The sequence below is a fragment of the Antarctobacter sp. genome (assembly GCF_048262615.1).
Classification (GTDB): domain Bacteria; phylum Pseudomonadota; class Alphaproteobacteria; order Rhodobacterales; family Rhodobacteraceae; genus Antarctobacter.
The window spans coordinates 261,123-277,538 of record NZ_JBLXFB010000003.1; the positions used below are offsets into that span (position 1 = coordinate 261,123).

At 62.3% G+C, this 16,416-nt stretch carries 14 protein-coding genes; 7 read left to right on the forward strand and 7 right to left on the reverse strand.

What is annotated here, in order from left to right; translation table 11 throughout:
- Both ACN0S5_RS05035 and ACN0S5_RS05040 read right to left on the reverse strand, forming a co-directional pair.
- Positions 1–1,944 (reverse strand): extracellular solute-binding protein, encoded by a 1,944-nt coding sequence (locus tag ACN0S5_RS05035; protein ID WP_417206544.1) that lies wholly within the window; start codon positions 1,942–1,944, stop codon positions 1–3.
- Between the two features lie 223 nt (positions 1,945–2,167).
- Positions 2,168–2,680, reverse strand: coding sequence for a c-type cytochrome (locus ACN0S5_RS05040; RefSeq protein WP_417206546.1), 513 nt, complete (start codon positions 2,678–2,680; stop codon positions 2,168–2,170).
- Positions 2,681–2,804: 124 nt separating this feature from the next.
- Between ACN0S5_RS05040 and ACN0S5_RS05045 the strand changes: the two genes are divergently transcribed.
- Complete coding sequence (locus tag ACN0S5_RS05045) at positions 2,805–3,638, forward strand: prephenate dehydratase (protein WP_417206547.1); 834 nt, start codon at positions 2,805–2,807, stop codon at positions 3,636–3,638.
- A 133-nt stretch (positions 3,639–3,771) separates the two neighbouring features.
- Here the strand turns inward: ACN0S5_RS05045 and ACN0S5_RS05050 are convergent, their stop codons facing one another.
- Both ACN0S5_RS05050 and ACN0S5_RS05055 read right to left on the reverse strand, forming a co-directional pair.
- A complete protein-coding gene (locus tag ACN0S5_RS05050; RefSeq protein ID WP_417206549.1) occupies positions 3,772–4,227 on the reverse strand; it encodes a methylated-DNA--[protein]-cysteine S-methyltransferase in 456 nt (151 codons plus the stop codon).
- Positions 4,227–5,393: a 4Fe-4S double cluster binding domain-containing protein gene (locus ACN0S5_RS05055; RefSeq protein WP_417206550.1), complete on the reverse strand. Its 1,167-nt coding sequence runs from the start codon at positions 5,391–5,393 to the stop codon at positions 4,227–4,229. Before ACN0S5_RS05055 ends, ACN0S5_RS05050 begins: the two co-directional genes overlap by 1 nt.
- A gap of 105 nt (positions 5,394–5,498) precedes the next feature.
- Between ACN0S5_RS05055 and ACN0S5_RS05060 the strand changes: the two genes are divergently transcribed.
- Both ACN0S5_RS05060 and ACN0S5_RS05065 read left to right on the forward strand, forming a co-directional pair.
- A complete protein-coding gene (locus tag ACN0S5_RS05060) occupies positions 5,499–6,452 on the forward strand; it encodes an NAD(P)-dependent oxidoreductase (protein WP_417206552.1) in 954 nt (317 codons plus the stop codon).
- 94 nt (positions 6,453–6,546) lie between these two features.
- On the forward strand, positions 6,547–7,026 hold the full coding sequence (locus ACN0S5_RS05065; protein ID WP_417206554.1) for a hypothetical protein: 480 nt from the start codon (positions 6,547–6,549) through the stop codon (positions 7,024–7,026).
- Between the two features lie 93 nt (positions 7,027–7,119).
- On the opposite strand, the gene ACN0S5_RS05070 is transcribed toward ACN0S5_RS05065, so the two are convergent.
- From ACN0S5_RS05070 to ACN0S5_RS05080, 3 genes are read right to left on the reverse strand one after another with little or no spacing between them, the layout of a single operon-like run.
- Positions 7,120–7,671: a TadE/TadG family type IV pilus assembly protein gene (locus tag ACN0S5_RS05070; RefSeq protein ID WP_417206556.1), complete on the reverse strand. Its 552-nt coding sequence runs from the start codon at positions 7,669–7,671 to the stop codon at positions 7,120–7,122.
- A gap of 12 nt (positions 7,672–7,683) precedes the next feature.
- A complete protein-coding gene (locus ACN0S5_RS05075) occupies positions 7,684–8,217 on the reverse strand; it encodes a TadE/TadG family type IV pilus assembly protein (protein ID WP_417206558.1) in 534 nt (177 codons plus the stop codon).
- Entirely contained in the window at positions 8,214–9,761 is a 1,548-nt protein-coding gene (locus ACN0S5_RS05080; RefSeq protein ID WP_417206560.1) for a pilus assembly protein TadG-related protein, read from the reverse strand. Before ACN0S5_RS05080 ends, ACN0S5_RS05075 begins: the two co-directional genes overlap by 4 nt.
- Before the next feature lie 467 nt (positions 9,762–10,228).
- Between ACN0S5_RS05080 and ACN0S5_RS05085 the strand changes: the two genes are divergently transcribed.
- The 4 genes from ACN0S5_RS05085 (at position 10,229) to ACN0S5_RS05100 (ending at position 16,411) form a co-directional block, all read left to right on the forward strand.
- Entirely contained in the window at positions 10,229–11,683 is a 1,455-nt protein-coding gene (locus tag ACN0S5_RS05085) for a Glu/Leu/Phe/Val family dehydrogenase (protein ID WP_417206562.1), read from the forward strand.
- A gap of 205 nt (positions 11,684–11,888) precedes the next feature.
- Positions 11,889–13,796 carry a pilus assembly protein TadG-related protein gene (locus ACN0S5_RS05090; protein ID WP_417206564.1) on the forward strand — a complete coding sequence of 636 codons (1,908 nt, stop codon included), beginning with the start codon at positions 11,889–11,891 and terminating at the stop codon, positions 13,794–13,796.
- 168 nt (positions 13,797–13,964) lie between these two features.
- Positions 13,965–15,878 (forward strand): pilus assembly protein TadG-related protein, encoded by a 1,914-nt coding sequence (locus ACN0S5_RS05095; protein WP_417206566.1) that lies wholly within the window; start codon positions 13,965–13,967, stop codon positions 15,876–15,878.
- Positions 15,875–16,411 carry a TadE/TadG family type IV pilus assembly protein gene (locus ACN0S5_RS05100; protein WP_417206568.1) on the forward strand — a complete coding sequence of 179 codons (537 nt, stop codon included), beginning with the start codon at positions 15,875–15,877 and terminating at the stop codon, positions 16,409–16,411. Before ACN0S5_RS05095 ends, ACN0S5_RS05100 begins: the two co-directional genes overlap by 4 nt.
- The last annotated feature ends 5 nt before the right edge of the window (positions 16,412–16,416 follow it).

Consider the following 16,416-nt stretch of genomic DNA (forward strand, 5'->3'; position numbering starts at 1 on the left):
TCAGTCCAGATGACCTTCCGCCTTGAGCGCGGCTGCCTTCTCGGGGTTGACCCACCAGAAGCTCAGATATCCCAGATCGTAGGGCGGGATCGTCTCCGGGTGTTCGTACATGTCGAAATAGGCCACCCAGCTGTCCGCGATATAGCCCGTGGGGATCACAAAGAATTCGTACCGCAGGGCCCGGTCCAGCGCCATCAGCGCCACGTCGGTGTCATCCTGACTATCCGCGACAAAGCTGGCGTCGATGATCGCATCCACCAGCGGGCTGGCCAGCCCGGCGGGGTTGAACAGGCTGAATTCGGCCTCGGCAGAGCCATACATCTGCGTCAGACCGCCACCCGTCGACAAAAAGCTGCCGTAGCGGGTGGAGTAGAGCATGTCATAGTCACGTTCGCTGCGGCGCAACGTGTACTGCGACGGATCGACCTTTTCAAAACTGGCATCGACGCCGATCTGGCGCAGGTTCTGCACAAAGATATCGTGCATCCCCTCGACCGAGGATTCGATGTTCGACGGAATCAGCATGTTGACCTTGAGCGTCTCACCCTTGTCATTGCGCGCCAGCCCGTCCTGACCCACGGTCCAGCCCGCCTCTTGCAGCAGTCCCATCGCCTGCCGACGCGTGCGCCGCGACGGAAGACTGTCAGAGGGATCAGAGACATGCATCGTCCATACGTCTTCGGTCAGTACCTCTTCGGGGACGACATCGCCAAGCGCCTTGAGGAATTCCAGTTCCGCGCCTGCCGGTTTGCCCTTGGCCTCGACATGGGTGCCTTCGACGAAAGAGCTGCGCGTTGTGTAAAGCCCGTGCAGCAACGACTCGTTGGACCATTCAAAGTTGAAGGCCAGCGCAATTGCCTCGCGCACACGCTTGTCGGCGAACTGCGGCTTGGCGAGGTTGAAGACAAAGCCGGTGGGGTTCGGCGGGCTGCCGTCCGGGATCTCTTCCAGCTTGACGATGCCCTGCTTGGCCTTTGGGAAGTCATAGGCCGTCGCCCATTGCTTGGGGTCGCTTTCCACCTTGAAGGTATAGGCCCCGGCCTTGAACGCCTCAAAACTGGCGGTTTGGTCGGCGAAGTATTCGACCTGAATGGTGTCGTAGTTATAGCGGCCCGTGTTGTACGGCAGGTCCTTGCCCCAGTAATCGGGGTTGCGTTTGTAGACGATCCGGCGGTTCACGTCGAAGCTGTCCAGCTTGTACGGACCCGATCCCATCGCCACCTCAAGACGCGGCTCATCCAGACGGCGGTTTTCGGTATCCGCCTCAAACCAGGCCTTGGAGAAAACCGGGGTAGAGCCGACGGTTTCGATTCGGGATCGTTTCGTCAACTCGGGATCGAAAGTGAACTTGACCGTGTAGGTGTCCAGCGCCTCGGCGCTGGTGACCATGCGCCCGACGGCCTGCGCGTAAGACGGCAGACCCTGCGTGACGAACAGCTTATGGGAATAGACCACGTCCTCTGCGGTCACCGGGGTGCCGTCCCAAAAGACTGCGTCCTCGCGCATGTGAAAGATAACCCAGTCGCGGCTTTCGGGGTACTCGATGCTTTCGCACAGGATGCAGTAGTATTGCCCGATGGAATCCTCTGTCGATTCAATCAACTGGTCGTACTGCACGGTTGTCAGGGCACCGGGGCGCCCCTTGCGCGAATAGGGGTTGAGGCTGTCAAAGGTGCCGGTCGCGCCAAGCACCAGTTTGCCGCCCTTGGGCGCGTCCGGGTTGACGAAATCGAAATGGCTGTAGTCTGACGGGTAGTCCAGATTGCCGAAGTAGGAATAGCCATGCGAGGTCGTGACCTTGTCATCGCTGTCTTGGGCAAGGGCCACCACGCCCCAAAGGGCCAGCCCGACGGCCAGCGTTCCGGTCGCCATGAGACGCATGTCCAAGGCGGGCCGTGTGCGCACGGCGCTGCGGTCCTGAGGACGTTTGGCCTGAATCGTCATCGTCATCTCCCTGTCACCCGGCGGATCGACCCGGTATTTTGTCGGTCATCCTGTTTAGTTCTAAGCTAAGTTTTCCCAGAGACCACATTCAAGTCGAGATTACGGAAACGTCAACGGCGTGAAGGCGCTGATCACAGGGGGCCTCTCCTGCGGGCACGAAAAAGGGCCGCCCGAACCGGACGGCCCCTGAAACTGGCCCATTGCGGACCGGCGCGCGACGCGATCAGCCGCCGGTGGTCTCAAGATAGGCGATCAGGTTCACGCGATCCTCGGCCTTTTTCAGACCGGCAAAGCCCATGGTTGTTCCGGGCGCATACCCCTTGGGGTTTTCGAGGAAGGCAAAGAGGTGTTCCGGGCTCCAGACGTCTGCAACCTCGCTCAGCTTGCCCGAGTAGTTGAAGCCGTCGACCGCGCCCACGGCACGCGCCACGACGCCGTCGAGGTGCGGGCCGGTTGCGTTGCTGCCGTCCAGCTTGTGGCAGGCTTTGCATTTGCCAAAGACTTTTTCGCCCTTGTCTGCGTCGGCTGCGGCCATGAGCGCGGCAAAGTCCACCTCTTCCTCTTCAACGGGTTCCGCGTCATCGACGTGGATCACAAAGCCAGCGGCGTGCTCTTCGTCACCGTGGCCGCCGCCCGTGTGATACAGGCCCTCGGCGGCCCATTTGCCCATCAGGAAGATCAGCAAGGCGCCGCAGACGCCGCCGACGATCTTGGTAAAGGTCATGGTATCGAACATGGGAAGCCCTGCTTGTTTTATGTCGGTGTCGGGCGCGTATCTATTGCTTTCCATCCCTCTGGGCAAGCGGTAGAAGGCGCGACCAATCGCCCGTTTGTGCGGGTCTTGCGACGAGGGGCCGGAAATGTCACAGCGGATTGCCTTCCAGGGAGAGCTGGGCGCCTATTCTCATCAGGCCTGCACAGAGGCGCGACCGGGGGCCGAGGTGCTGCCCTGCCGGTCGTTTGAGGACGTGATCGCGGCGGTGCGCGGCGGGCGGGCCGATCTGGCGATGCTGCCGGTCGAAAACTCGACCTATGGCCGGGTGGCCGACATTCACCGTCTGCTGCCCGAAAGTGGCTTGCGGATCGTGGGCGAGGCGTTTGTGCGCGTTCATATCAGCCTCATGGCGCTGCCCGGCGTGCCGGTCGAGGAGCTGGCGCGGGTGCGGGCGCATCCTGTTTTGCTGCCGCAGGCGCAGAGTTTCCTGACAAAATACGACATTCAGGGCGTGGCCGCGCCGGACAGCGCCGGGGCAGCGGCGGAACTGGCGCGGACCGAAGCGCGTGACGAAGGCGTGTTGGCATCGGATCTGGCGGCCGAGATCTATGGCCTGCACATTCTGGCCCGCCACATCGAGGACCATGCCCACAACACCACGCGATTCCTGTTGATGTCGCCTGAGCCTGACACATCGCGGCGGGGCAGCGAGCGGATGATCACGACCTTTGTCTTTCAGGTCCGCAACATTCCGGCGGCTTTGTATAAGGCGATGGGGGGCTTTGCCACCAATGGGGTCAACATGACCAAACTGGAAAGCTACATGGTGGGCGGGTCTTTCACGGCGACTCAGTTCTATGCGGACATTGAGGGGCACCCCGAAGATCCGGGCGTCCGGCGGGCGCTGGAAGAGCTGGATTATTTCACCGATATGCTGGAGATTCTGGGCGTTTATCCGCGCGATCCGCGTCGGGATTGATGGACAGGAAATGAGGGTGTCCACGCGTGGACAGATCTTCGGCCTAGAAAAATCAATGGGTTACAGAGGTGATTTTACGTCCGCTTAACCTGTTGGGTCGCTGCGAGAATCGTCAGGGGCGAGGCTGCGCGCACTAAATTAGTAGCCCACCCGCGCCTTCGTGCCGCAAAAGCCAGACCTTTGTTTCCACCCCTGTGCCGCCGGAAAAACCACCCAGCCCGTTAGAGCCCAGCACCCGGTGGCAGGGGATGAGCAGCGGGATGGGGTTGCCGCCGCAGCCGCGCCCCACGGCCTGAGCAGGGGCACCGAGGGCTTTGGCGATCTCGCCGTAGGTGGTGGTTTCGCCAAAGGGGATGGCGGCGATCCGGGCGCAGACCTGTTGTTGAAATTCACTCGCCGCAACCGTCAGCGGCAGGTCGAAGGCGGTCAGCGTGCCGTTGAAATAGGCGGTCACCTGTTCGGCGGCGCGGCGCAGCAGCGGCGTGTCGTCGGCGGCCTCGCTGGGGGTCCATGTGGCGCGGGTGATCTGGCCATCGGTTTCGGTGATCTCAAACGGGCCGGTGGGGGTATCCACGCAAAGCCGGGGCATCAGCCTGCCCACCAGTTTTGCGGTTTGACCCGTGCGCCGTGGTCTCTCGCCAGCCAGAGCGCGACACGGCGAAACCGCGACAGGGCCAGCCGCCGCCAAAGCCGCGCCGTCCAGCGGGTGTAGTCGCGATTGAACGGGCAGACGCGCAGACAGATGGCGCAGTCCGAGGCGAGCTTGGCCCAGAAGCCGAAACATTTTTCAGCATCCGAGGTCCACTTGCGCACGCCTTTGATGGCCGAGCGGTTGGGGCGGTCGGCAGAGGGCGGCCCAAAGGGCAGGGCCGCCACCGGGCAGGCATCGGCGCATTTGGTGCAGATGTCGCAAAAGGCGGCCACCCCCAGCGGGCGCGGGGTGTCATGCGTCAGAGGCAGGTCGGTGAAAATCTTGGAGAACCGCAGGCGCGGGCCAAGTTGCGGCGTGATGACCAACTGATTGCGGGCGTATTCGCCCAGACCCGCCTTGACCGCATAGGGAATGACCAGCGCGGTGTCATTCATCGAGGCCACCGCCTGATAGCCAAGGTTACGAATGTAGGCGGCCAGTTGCAGCGCCACGGCCGCCTCATGGCTGTAGGCTTTGCCGGTCGCCGCCCCGGCCAAGGCCGAGGGGTAAGTGGCGACCAGATCGGCGTCCATTTCGTGCCCCAGTACAATGACGCTGGTCAGCCCCTCGGGCAGGTCATGCGGGGCCTCTGACATGTCGCGGGTGTCGACGCGGGCGGAGTAAAGCCAGCGACGGTCGAAATCGGTGATGCCGCAAAGCTGCGCGCCAAAGAATCGCGCGGTGCGTTTGACCTCTGCCGCCATGCGGGCCGGATCATCCACGGGCACGCGATCGGGGGAGACGGGGGTGTCGGCGCTGAGCGCCGCCTGAAACCCCTCACGCCGACCTTGGGCAGCGTGGCGGTCGGTCATGATGTCGGAAATCAGCCAAGCGGCGTTGCGCAGGGCAAAATCGCGTTGGGTAAAGCCGTCTCCGCGCCGGGGGGCGGCCTCGATCCTGTACGAGGCGAAAAACGCGTCGGTGCGCGGGGAGCGGACGGACTCGTCCCACATGGCGCGGCTGAAGATGTCGTCGCGTTGGGTGAACGGCTCAAAGGTTTCGTCCACCTCGATCCCGGCGGCGGCGTCGTCGGTCCGTGTTGCGCTGTTGGCGGGCCATGTCATTGGGCGAGGCTATGAGCGGGCGGCGCTGCGCACAAGGAACATGTCGCAAACGGGGTGGACCGGCGGGCCTGCGCGCCGAAGGGTGGGCGCAAACAGGAGGGCGGTATGGCCACGGGATTTATCGGATTGGGCGCGGTCGGCGCCAAGCTGGCGGGCAACCTGCACCGCAACGGGGTGGCGCTGCGGGTCTATGATCTGGATGCGGCCAAGATGGCGGGATTCATCGAGGACGGGGCCGAGGCGGGCACCTCGGCGGCGGATGTGATGGCCTCTTGCGATGTGGTCATCACCTCGCTGCCCAGCCCGGCGGCGTCGGAGGCGGTGCTGGCGCAGATGTTGCCGCAGATGGGGCCGGGCAAGACATGGGTCGAGATGTCGACCACCGACCCGGCGGTGATCGCGGAACAGGCGGCGCGGGTGGCGGCGACGGGGGCGATTGCGGTCGAGGCCCCGGTGTCGGGCGGCTGTCACCGGGCGGCGACGGGCAATATTTCTGTCTTTTGCGGCGCGCCGCGCGCGACGTTTGAGGCGGTCTTGCCGCTGCTGACGATCCTTGGTCGGCAGGTCCTGCATACCGGAGAGGTCGGCACCGCGTCCAAGCTGAAGGTGATGACCAACTATCTGGCCACCGCCAACCTGCTGACGCTGTGTGAGGCGCTGACGACCATGCAGGCCGCCGGGCTGGACATGGCCACGACCTATGAGGCGATCCGGATTTCCTCTGGCACGTCGTTTGTGCATGAGACCGAAAGCCAGTTGATCCTGTCGGGCAGTCGCGACGTGGATTTTGCGCTGGATCTGGTGATGAAGGATGTGGGTCTGTTTCAGGCGCTGGCCGAGGCGCATGGCGTGCCGCTGGAACTGTCGCCGCTGGTGATTTCGATGATCCGCGACGGGCAGGCGCGGTTCGGCGCGCAGGCGCAGTCCGACCGGATGATCGAGCGGCTGGAAGAGGCCACCGGCCTTAGCGTGCGCGCGCCGGGGTTCCCGCAGGAGTTGGTTGATACTGAACCGCCCGCGCGCGGGGCCGAGGTGGTTGTGCGCCGCGCAGAGGGGTAGCGCGGCGAAGAAACCGGGGCAGCGGGGCTTTCCGGGGCTTTCCCCTGTGCGATGCGCCCAGTAGGAGAGGTGGGCGCAAGAGCGGGGAAGAGACATGGCACAGGAAGAACTGGCACGGATCACGGCGTCCGCCTCGCGGCGGGTGATTGGCGTGGGCTCTATGATGGGGCTGGGGGCGCTGGTGGTCTACGTGGCGCTCAGCACGCCCGAAATGGCGCTGGGCTGGAAGGCCGTGTTGGTTGTGCTGGGGATCGTCGGGCTGGTTCTGGCGCAGTTGATGTGGCAGTCGACCGGTCACGCGCTGATCCTGACCGAAGAGGCGCTGACCGACAGCGACGGCACGGTGGTGGCGCGGCTGGAGGATGTGGCCAAGGTGGACCGGGGCATGTTCGCGATGAAGCCGTCGAACGGGTTTCTGGTGATCCTCAAGGAGCCGGGGCCGCGCGCATGGCGGCCGGGTCTGTGGTGGCGATGGGGGCGGCGGGTCGCCGTGGGGGGCGTGACCGCAGGGTCGCAGACCCGCCCGGTGGCCGACATCATGACCCATCTGCTGCATGAACGGGACAACGACTAGGCCAGAGGCGGCTTTGGCCCGTCATGGGGCCGGGCAAACGGCAAAAGGCTGCGGGCGATGCCGCAGCCTTTTTTGTCTGGTGGTGGGGGCGGGTCAGGCGGAGGGCTGATAGACCACTTGCGGCGCGTAGCGCGGGCGGGTGAAGCTGTAGGTGCGGATTTCAAAGGAATCCAGTCCCACGCTCAGCACCGGGTTGTAGGCATCCCATGTCTCGACCAGAATCAGCTGGTCGCCATTGGTGCCCGAGGGCAGCTTGTCCGCGTAAAGCGCCAGATCGCCGGTTGTGAGCACCGGCTGGTCGCCGCGCTCGTCGGACCAGACCACGCTCCAGCCGCCATGGAGCGTGCTGTACTGCACCACGGTGACCCGCAGGTCGCTGTCGGTGCCGGTGGTCTTGGTCAGGTGCCGCAGCAGGCCCTGCGCATTGGTGAGGTAGTCCGGCGTGATGGCCGTCGTCTCGCGCGAGATCATGTCGCCGATCACGTAGTTGGCCTTTTGGTTGACCGCCTGCTGGCGGAAGGCGTCGAAATAGGTCCAGCCGACACCGAAGAGAAACAGCAGCGCGGGGAAGACGATGACCGCCTCGACGTTGACGAAACCGCGGGTGTCAGAGGCGAAACGCGTGAGGAACGAAGGAAGGCGCATGGCTGGATCTCCTCAGCTGGGTTCGTAGACAAAGGCGGATGTCGACACGATGGCGGTGTAGCCGAGGGCATCCTTGGGCAGGCTGGCGTTCAGCGTGGCCGCCGGGGTGGCGGGGCGGAACTTGTAGCAGGCGCGCAGGAACATCAGCTGGCCGCCGCCGCCGTGGCTGAAATTGCGCTGCGGCGTTGCCTCCTGGCTGACGTCCACGCAATCGGCGGTAACGGGCGGCGCGGTGTAGTTGCGCATGTTCAGCGGGATCATCTCAAGGTGCAGCGTGCCGGTGCAGTTTTGCAGCACGGTGGTCTTTTCGCAGATCGCCGCCTTGAGCGCGTCATGGGTGGGGGCGGTCACGCCGATCTTGACCTCGCGCACGGTCTGGTCCAGCGCGCGTTCCAGCTGGGTGTGGCGGACGGTGATGGTGCCGATCTCGACCGTCGAGACGATCATGGCGATGAACAGCGGCAACCAGAGCGCGTAGGGCACCACCGCGTTGCCGGCCTCTTCGGCCCAGAAGCGGCGCAGGGGGGAAAGGAAGGCGCGGGTCATTGGGTCAACCTCAGTTGGGTGATGGTGTTGGCGATAGAGGCAAAGGTCTCTTCGAGGTCGGCTCCGTTGACGTCGAAGAAGTGGGCCGGTGACGAGGCGCAGTTGCGCATGGCGTCCAGCCCCCGTTGCGGTGCCTCAAAGCCGATGGCGAAGACAACGACACCCTGCGCCTTGGCCGCGTCACAGATGCTTTCGAGCCGGTTGTCTGCCGGGTCGGGGCCGACGGTGGCCTGATAGGCATAGTAGACGTCGTTGTAATCACTGTAGGACACATAGCCGTCGTAATAGGGGCGCTGGTACATCTTGCTGGCGACGGCGCGGGTGCCGAAGCGGGCAAAGAGTTCCGCATTGGTCATCTGCCGGGCCGAGGTGCCGCCGTCCGGAGCATTGCGGTAGCGATAGCTTTGCGAATAGCCGTCGTAGCGTTGCAGGTAATACAGGTCGTTGCTGGTGCCGGAATAGTTGCGGACCCGCAGCGAAAAGCGGTCGTCGGAGGGATCGGTGTTGCCGCGTTCGTCGATCCAGACCTCTGACAGCCCGAATTTGTGGTGCGGTTTCAGATCGTACTGGGTGGTATTCTCGCCATCGGTCATGACGACCACGTATTTCGAGGTTTCCGGGTCCGCATAGGACGCCGGACGTGCCGCGAAATTGGGATCGACCAGCCCGTCGTTGGACATTGCGGTGATTGCAGGCCGCGCGGCCGGGTCAAGCAGGGCTGCGCCCCATTTCATCCCGAGGTCGATGGCGGTGTTGCCACCCGCGTTCAGCGAGTCGATGTGGGACTTGAGCGTGGCGGGGTCAGAGCTGTGCGCCATGACCGCGCTGGTGTTGCCGGTGCGGCACCAGGGATTCGAAATCGCCGTCGAATTGACATTGGACGAATTCAGGTCGAAATGCGCCAGCCGGGTGAGTTCCACGCTGGGCGAGACCGCCGCCTGATCAAAGTCGGACTGGTCGAAGATCACGCAGTTCGAATAATCGTGCAGATCGTCCAGCGTGAAATAGCTGGCTGTTGTGGTGCCAAGGTTCACGGTGGCATTGTAGGGCACGATCGAAATCGTGGTCAGCGCCTGACCGTCTGCTGGCATCATGATGTCGACAAAGTTGCGCGCGGCGTTGCGCATGTTGATGATCTTGCTGTTCCAGCCCATCGAACCGGACACGTCGAGCACCATCGAAATCTCGATGTTGGCGGTGGCATGTTCGGCGGTGGCCAGACCGTAGGCATTCAGCTTGTCCACCCCGATCAGCGACATGAAGTCGGAGGAAATGGCGGACTGCCCATTGGCCGTCACTCGTTTGGCGGTCATGCTCTGCTCGACGTCGATCGAGGTCAGCGCGTCGCCTAGACCCATGGCGGCAAAGTATTCCTCGACCACCAGTTGCGGCGCCATCGTGTTTTCGATGTTGGCGGCGGCAAGCACCGCGCGGTCGAGGGTGTTCTGGACTTTGATGCGCTTGAGTTCGGCATGCATCATGTCGATGCCCACGCCACCGAAAACCATCATGACCAGCGATCCCACAATCGCCAGATAGGACATGGTTCCGGACGTGTCTTCGGCGAAGGACCGCGCCCGCGATGCAATCGCTTTGCGGCTTTTAATGAAGCCCGTCAGACTTGTTGTCGATTTCAACATTTTGGCACCTTTCAACCGGCTCGCCTGGCACCCCCATGCCGTGACCGGTTCAGTTTGATGACAATTTTATGCCATTTTAAAATGGCCAAACTTGGGCAGCCGGGCCCGATTTTGCCATGGTTCCGCAGCCGTTCCCGGCACAGTCCTGCGATTTTCGCGGGTTTTGTTTCAGGCTTTGGAACGAATGTCGGGATCGGTCACCGAAAATGGTCCTTTGCGCCGTTGCGCGCGTCGGCGAGGCGTCGATTCGGGCAAAAGCAGGGTTGGGATGTGGCAGGCACCGGGCTAGGCTCGCCCCGCGGGGTCCCGTCAAGAGGAACCACGCGCGCAGGGCGCGCGTCCTGCGCGAGCAATGGAAAGGAAGGAAACCCATGTCCATCGCAACATCCCGGCCCGTCGTTCCATCGAACGAGCCGACGTTTCGTCAGTCCGTTGACCTCATGTATAACCGCGCCGTGGCGCTGATGGACCTGCCGCCGGGGCTTGAGGAAAAGATCCGCGTCTGCAACGCCACCTATACGGTGCGTTTCGGTGTCCGGCTGCGCGGCAAGATCCAGACCTTTACCGGCTATCGCTCTGTCCATTCCGAACATATGGAGCCGGTCAAGGGCGGCATCCGCTTTGCCACCTCGGTGAACCAGGATGAGGTCGAGGCGCTGGCGGCGCTGATGACCTATAAATGCGCGCTGGTGGAGGCGCCGTTCGGTGGCTCGAAGGGCGGGCTGTGCGTTGACCCGCGCCAGTATGACGAACACGAGATGGAGCAGATCACCCGCCGCTTTGCCTATGAGCTGATCAAGCGCGACCTGATCAACCCCTCGCAGAACGTGCCCGCGCCCGACATGGGCACCAGCGAACGCGAGATGGCGTGGATCGCCGACCAGTACCGGCGCATGAACACCACCGACATCAACGGCAATGCCTGCGTGACCGGCAAGCCGACCAATGCGGGCGGCATTCAGGGCCGGACAGAGGCGACGGGACGCGGCGTGCAATACGCGCTGAAAGAGTTCTTTCGCCATCCCGAGGACATGGCCAAGGCGGGTCTGGACGGCACGCTGGACGGCAAGCGGGTGATTGTTCAGGGTCTGGGCAACGTGGGCTATCACGCGGCAAAGTTCCTACAGGAAGAAGACGGCGCGCAGATCATCGGTATCATTGAGCGCGACGGCGGGCTGTTCAATCCGGCGGGGCTGAACGTTGAGGCGGTGCATCAATGGATCCTGAAGCACGGCGGCGTGACCGGTTATCCCGACGCCACCCACAGCGCCGAAGGGGCGGCGCTGCTTGAGCAAGAGTGCGACATTCTCATTCCCGCCGCCTTGGAAGGCGTGATCAACCTTGGCAACGCCCATCGGATCAAGGCCTCGATGATCATCGAGGCGGCCAACGGGCCGATCACGGCGGGGGCCGACGACATCCTGCGCGAGAAGGGCACGGTGATTGTGCCGGACATGTATGCCAACGCGGGCGGGGTGACGGTGTCCTATTTCGAATGGGTCAAGAACCTCAGCCACATCCGGTTCGGCCGGATGCAGCGCCGGCAGGAGGAATCCCGGCATGAGCTGATCGTGCGCGAGCTGGAGCGGCTGGACCGTTACCTGGGCGATGCCTGGTCCATGTCGCCGGACTTCAAGACCAAGTACCTGCGCGGCGCGGGTGAACTGGAGCTTGTGCGCTCGGGTCTGGATGACACCATGCGCATCGCCTACCAGTCGATGCGTGAAGTCTGGCACAGTCGGCCCGACGTGACCGACCTGCGCACCGCCGCCTTTATCGTGGCGATCGGACGGGTCGCGGCGAGCTATCGCGCCAAGGGGCTGTGACGGGTCTGACATTGTGTCGAAAAGGGCGGTCCGGGGGGCCGCCCTTTTTTGATTTGCGCGGGGCTGACGGTCCACAAGTTTGTAAAAAATCGTCCGCTTTCGCCGCAATTGCGCCGCATTCCTGACCAGAGGCTTGACCGAATCTTACCCGAAAACGGGTTCTGTACCGCCACACCGATCCCAGCGGCGTCAACGGAGACCCAAGATGGCACGATTTGCATTCTCCCCCCGGCCGGCCCTGCTGCGCGCCTCCAGCGCGATCGGGCGTTTTTGCCGGGCGGACTCTGGAAACATCACGATTTACTCTGTCTATATCGTGCTTCTCACGCTCACCATCATGGGCGCGTCGGTCGATCTGATGCGGCAAGAGGCGTCGCGCGCCCGGTTGCAGACCACGCTGGACCGCGCGGTGCTGGCCGCGGCCGATCTGGATCAGTTTCAGGCCCCGAACGAGGTGGTCAGCGACTACGTGGCCAAGGCCGGGCTGGACAGCTACGTCACCGGGGTCGACGTCACGCTGGGCCTGAATGAGCGCACGGTCAGCGCCGATGCCGCCTCTAGCCTGTCGACGATCTTTCTGCGGTTGTCGGGGCGAGACATGTTGCCCGCCAACGCATTGGCCACCGCCGAGGAACGGATCGCCAACGTAGAAATTAGCCTTGTGCTGGATATTTCGGGGTCGATGCGGTTCGACGGACGGATGGACAACCTCAAACCGGCGGCCAAGGCCTTTGTCGAAAAGGTCATGTCCGACGGCACCGAAAGCGTGACCACCCTGAACCTGATCCCCTTTGCGGGACAGGTGAATCCGGGCGACATCATGTTCGACTATTTCCTTGGCAAGCGGCCCAAGATCAAGGGCAACAACGGCTGGGGCAACGGCGATCAGGACGCGCCGGGCGGGTCGCTGTGCAACAACAATGCCGAAAACTACGAAGCCGGGCTGGCCGATCCATCCTGCGCCGATGGCACCGCCGGACCGGTGACGGGCGGATTCTTTTCGCCCTGGCCGCAGGCGATTTCGAATATCGTGGTCTACTTCGACACCAATGGCGACGACATCTATGATGTCGCGCACAAGATCGAGGATTTACCCGAAGACGCGCCGCGCGATGCGGATGACTTCTTTAAGGGGGCCGTGGCCTATATGATGGCGCAGGACAGCGATCTGACCGATCCGGCGCAGTTCCTTGGTATCTCGATCAAGGGCGGCAATGAAAAAAACCGCTATTTTCAGGTCAAGGGCAATCTGAACGGGGCCACCTCTGATCTTGGGCCGACCAAGAACACGGGCAAGATCCCCGGCAACACCTATTCCTACACGCAGATCGACTATGCCATGTGGGAAGCGGCCTATGCCGGTCCCGAAGCGGAAGCGACCGGGCCAGAGGTCAACGTCAATATGCCCGGCTCTTGTATCGAGATCGACAGTTTCGAGTTCGCCAATTCAAGTCTGCCGCTGTCAGATGAATATGTACCGATCTTCCACCACTGGGAAGTTGATCCCCAAGTCATGGACTGGGGCTGGTGTCCGGGTGAGCAAATGGCCATCCAGTATTATTCTGCCGACGCTCCAAGCCTGATGCAGTACATCGACGACATCCGGATGCATGACGGCACCGGCGCGCAATTCGGCATGAAATACGCGCTGGCGCTGCTGGACCCGACGACCCGCGACGCGGTCAGCCACCTGATCGACGCGGGCCTGATCGAAAGCCGGTTCGAAGGGCGTCCGATCGACTGGCATGACCCGGAGACCGAGAAATACATCGTTCTGATGACGGACGGGCAGGTGACAGATCAGTTCCGCCCCAACGATCCCGACGCGCCGATCAACGGTGAGGTCGAACTGCTGTCCCAAGGCGCGGACCACTATAATGTCCGCACCGCGCGGGCTGCCAACCTCGAACATCTGTACCAGCAGTGCGAACTTGCCCGCGCGCAGGGTGTGACCGTCTTTACCATCGCCTTTGAAACAACAGAGCTTGCGGCCGAGGAGATGCGGCTTTGCGCCTCTTCGGACAGCCATTTCTTCCATGTGCATGGTGCGGAAATCGTCGATGCCTTCGACAGTGTCGCCCGTCAGATCAATAATCTGAGGCTGATCCAATGATCCGCGAAAACCTCGGTTTACCCTGCGTTAACTACTCTTTTGAGTATGTTAATCCATCTCAAATCTTGAATAAGTCCCGAGTTTTGCCTGAATTCGCCGCAAATCCGGCTCATTTCTTAACCATACCTTACTCCCGCCAGAATGGGCTTTTTCTATGGGAGTGCGAACATGAACAGCCGCAAGATGCTACGATCGAAGCTGGTGCGCTTTCGGACAAGAGAAGACGGCAATATCACCATCTTCTCGGTCATGATGGCCCTATTGATCCTGGTGATATCCGGGGCAGCGGTGGACATCATGCGGTTTGAAGCCACGCGGGCCGTCCTACAAACCAACATGGACCGCGCCGTTCTGGCGGCGGCGGACCTTGATCAGGTGCAGACATCGGATGCGGTGATCGCAGATTACATGCACAAGGCCGGGATGGATCACGTCCTGACCGGGTCCGAAGTCACCTATGGTTTCAACCACAGGACGGTGAAGGCATGGGGCGAAACGACGATCCCGACCTTTTTCCTGAAGATGAGCGGCTACGACGAATTGAGTCCACCGGCCATCAGCGTCGCCGAGGAAAAGATCTCGAACGTTGAAATCAGCCTCGTGCTCGATATTTCGGGCTCGATGCGGTACAACGACCGGATGACAAAGCTGAAGCCGGCGGCGCAGGCCTTTGTCAGCAAGGTCATGACCGACCAGACCGAAGGCGTGACCACCCTGAACCTTGTCCCCTTCGCGGGGCAGGTGAACCCCGGTGACATTCTGTTTGACTACTTCCGTGGCGAACGCCCGAAGCAAAAGCAGAACAACGGCTGGGGCAACGGCGATCAGGACGCGCCGGGCGGGTCGCTGTGCAACAACCATGCGGAAAACTACGAAGAGGGGACGGCAGACCCGTCCTGTACGGATGGGTCCAGCCCGGACGCCGCGGCAAGCGGCTACTTCCCGGCGTGGGAACAGGCGATTTCGAACATCGTGGTCTACTTCGATACCGACGGTGACGACATCTACAACCGCGCCCACAAGATCGAGGGTTTCCCCGAAACAGCGCCGCGCGATGTTGACGATTTCTTTCGCGGAGCCGTCGCCTACATGATGGCGCACGACAGTGAACTGACGGACCCGAGCCAGTTCCTGGGCATCTCGATCAAGGGCGGCAAGGAAAAGAACCGCTACTTCCAGATCAAGGGCGACCAGAACGGACCGGAAGCCGATCTTGGTCCGACCAAGAACACCGGCAAGATCCCCGGCAACACGTTTTCCTTCGGCCAGATCGACTATGCGGCATGGGCGGCGGAATACACATCGCCCAATCCCGAGCCCGAGCCGGCCACCACCACGGAGCCGACAGAGCCGGACCCGGTCAACATCAACATGCCGGGCTCGTGCATCGAGATCTACGACCATGAGTTCGACACGACCGACATGCCGCAATCGGAAGACTACGTCCCGCATTTCATGTTCTGGCCGATCGCGGCAGAGGTGATGGACTGGGGCTGGTGCCCGGGTGAAGACACCGCAATCCAGTATTTTTCCGACGACGAGGCCGCCCTGAACGCGTTCATCGCGGACATGCGGATGCACGACGGCACCGGCACGCAATTTGGCATGAAGTACGGTCTTGCCCTGCTGGACCCGAACAACCGGGACGAGGTCAGCCACCTTATCGCCAACGGTCTGGTGGCCCCGCGCTTCGAAGGCCGTCCGATCGACTGGCATGATCCCGAAACGGAAAAGTACATCGTGCTGATGACGGACGGTCAGACCACCGACCAGTTCCGCCCCAACGATCCGCGCGATCCGCTGAACGGCGAGACCGAATTGCAGGTTCAGGGCAGCAGCAGCTACTACGCGCTGTCGTCCCAGTCGACCAACGTCACCAACCTGATGAAACAGTGTGATCTGGCCAAGGCCAATGGCGTCACGGTCTTTACCATCGCCTTCGAGACCGACGCCACTGCCGCAGCGGATATGCGCCGGTGCGCGTCTTCGCCCAGCCACTCTTTCCACGTCTACGGTGACGACATCGACGACACGTTTGACACCATTGCCCGCCAGATCAACAACCTGAGGCTGATCCAATGACAAATCGCCTGAAAACTGCCCTGAACAGGTTCCGTCGTGAAGAGGACGGGACGGCCACCATCGAATTCGCCGTCTACTTTACCATCTTCTTCTTCATCCTCGCGGCGGCGGTCGAAATGGGCTACATGAACCTGCGCCACGCGCTGCTGGAGCGGGGGGTCGACCTTGCAACCCGCGAGATCCGCCTCAACACCGGCGACATCCCGACATATGAGGAAGTGCGGCAAAAGATTTGCGATGAGGCCGTCATCGTCGACGGCTGCGCCGAAAACCTCCGGCTGGAGATGCTAGAGGTCGATCCGCGCAACTTTGCCGCCATCCCGCCCGGTGCGGATTGCAAGAACGCCGAGGAAGAGCCGCGTCCGCTGCGCAGTTTTGTGGCCGGTATGGACAATCAGCTGATGCTGGTCCGCGCCTGCCTGAAATACAAACCCGCCATGCCAACGACGTCTTTCGGTCTGGCGTTGAACAAGGACGCGCAGGGCTATGCCCAGATTGTTGTCACGTCCGCCTTTGTCCAAGAGCCGAGGTAAGCGCC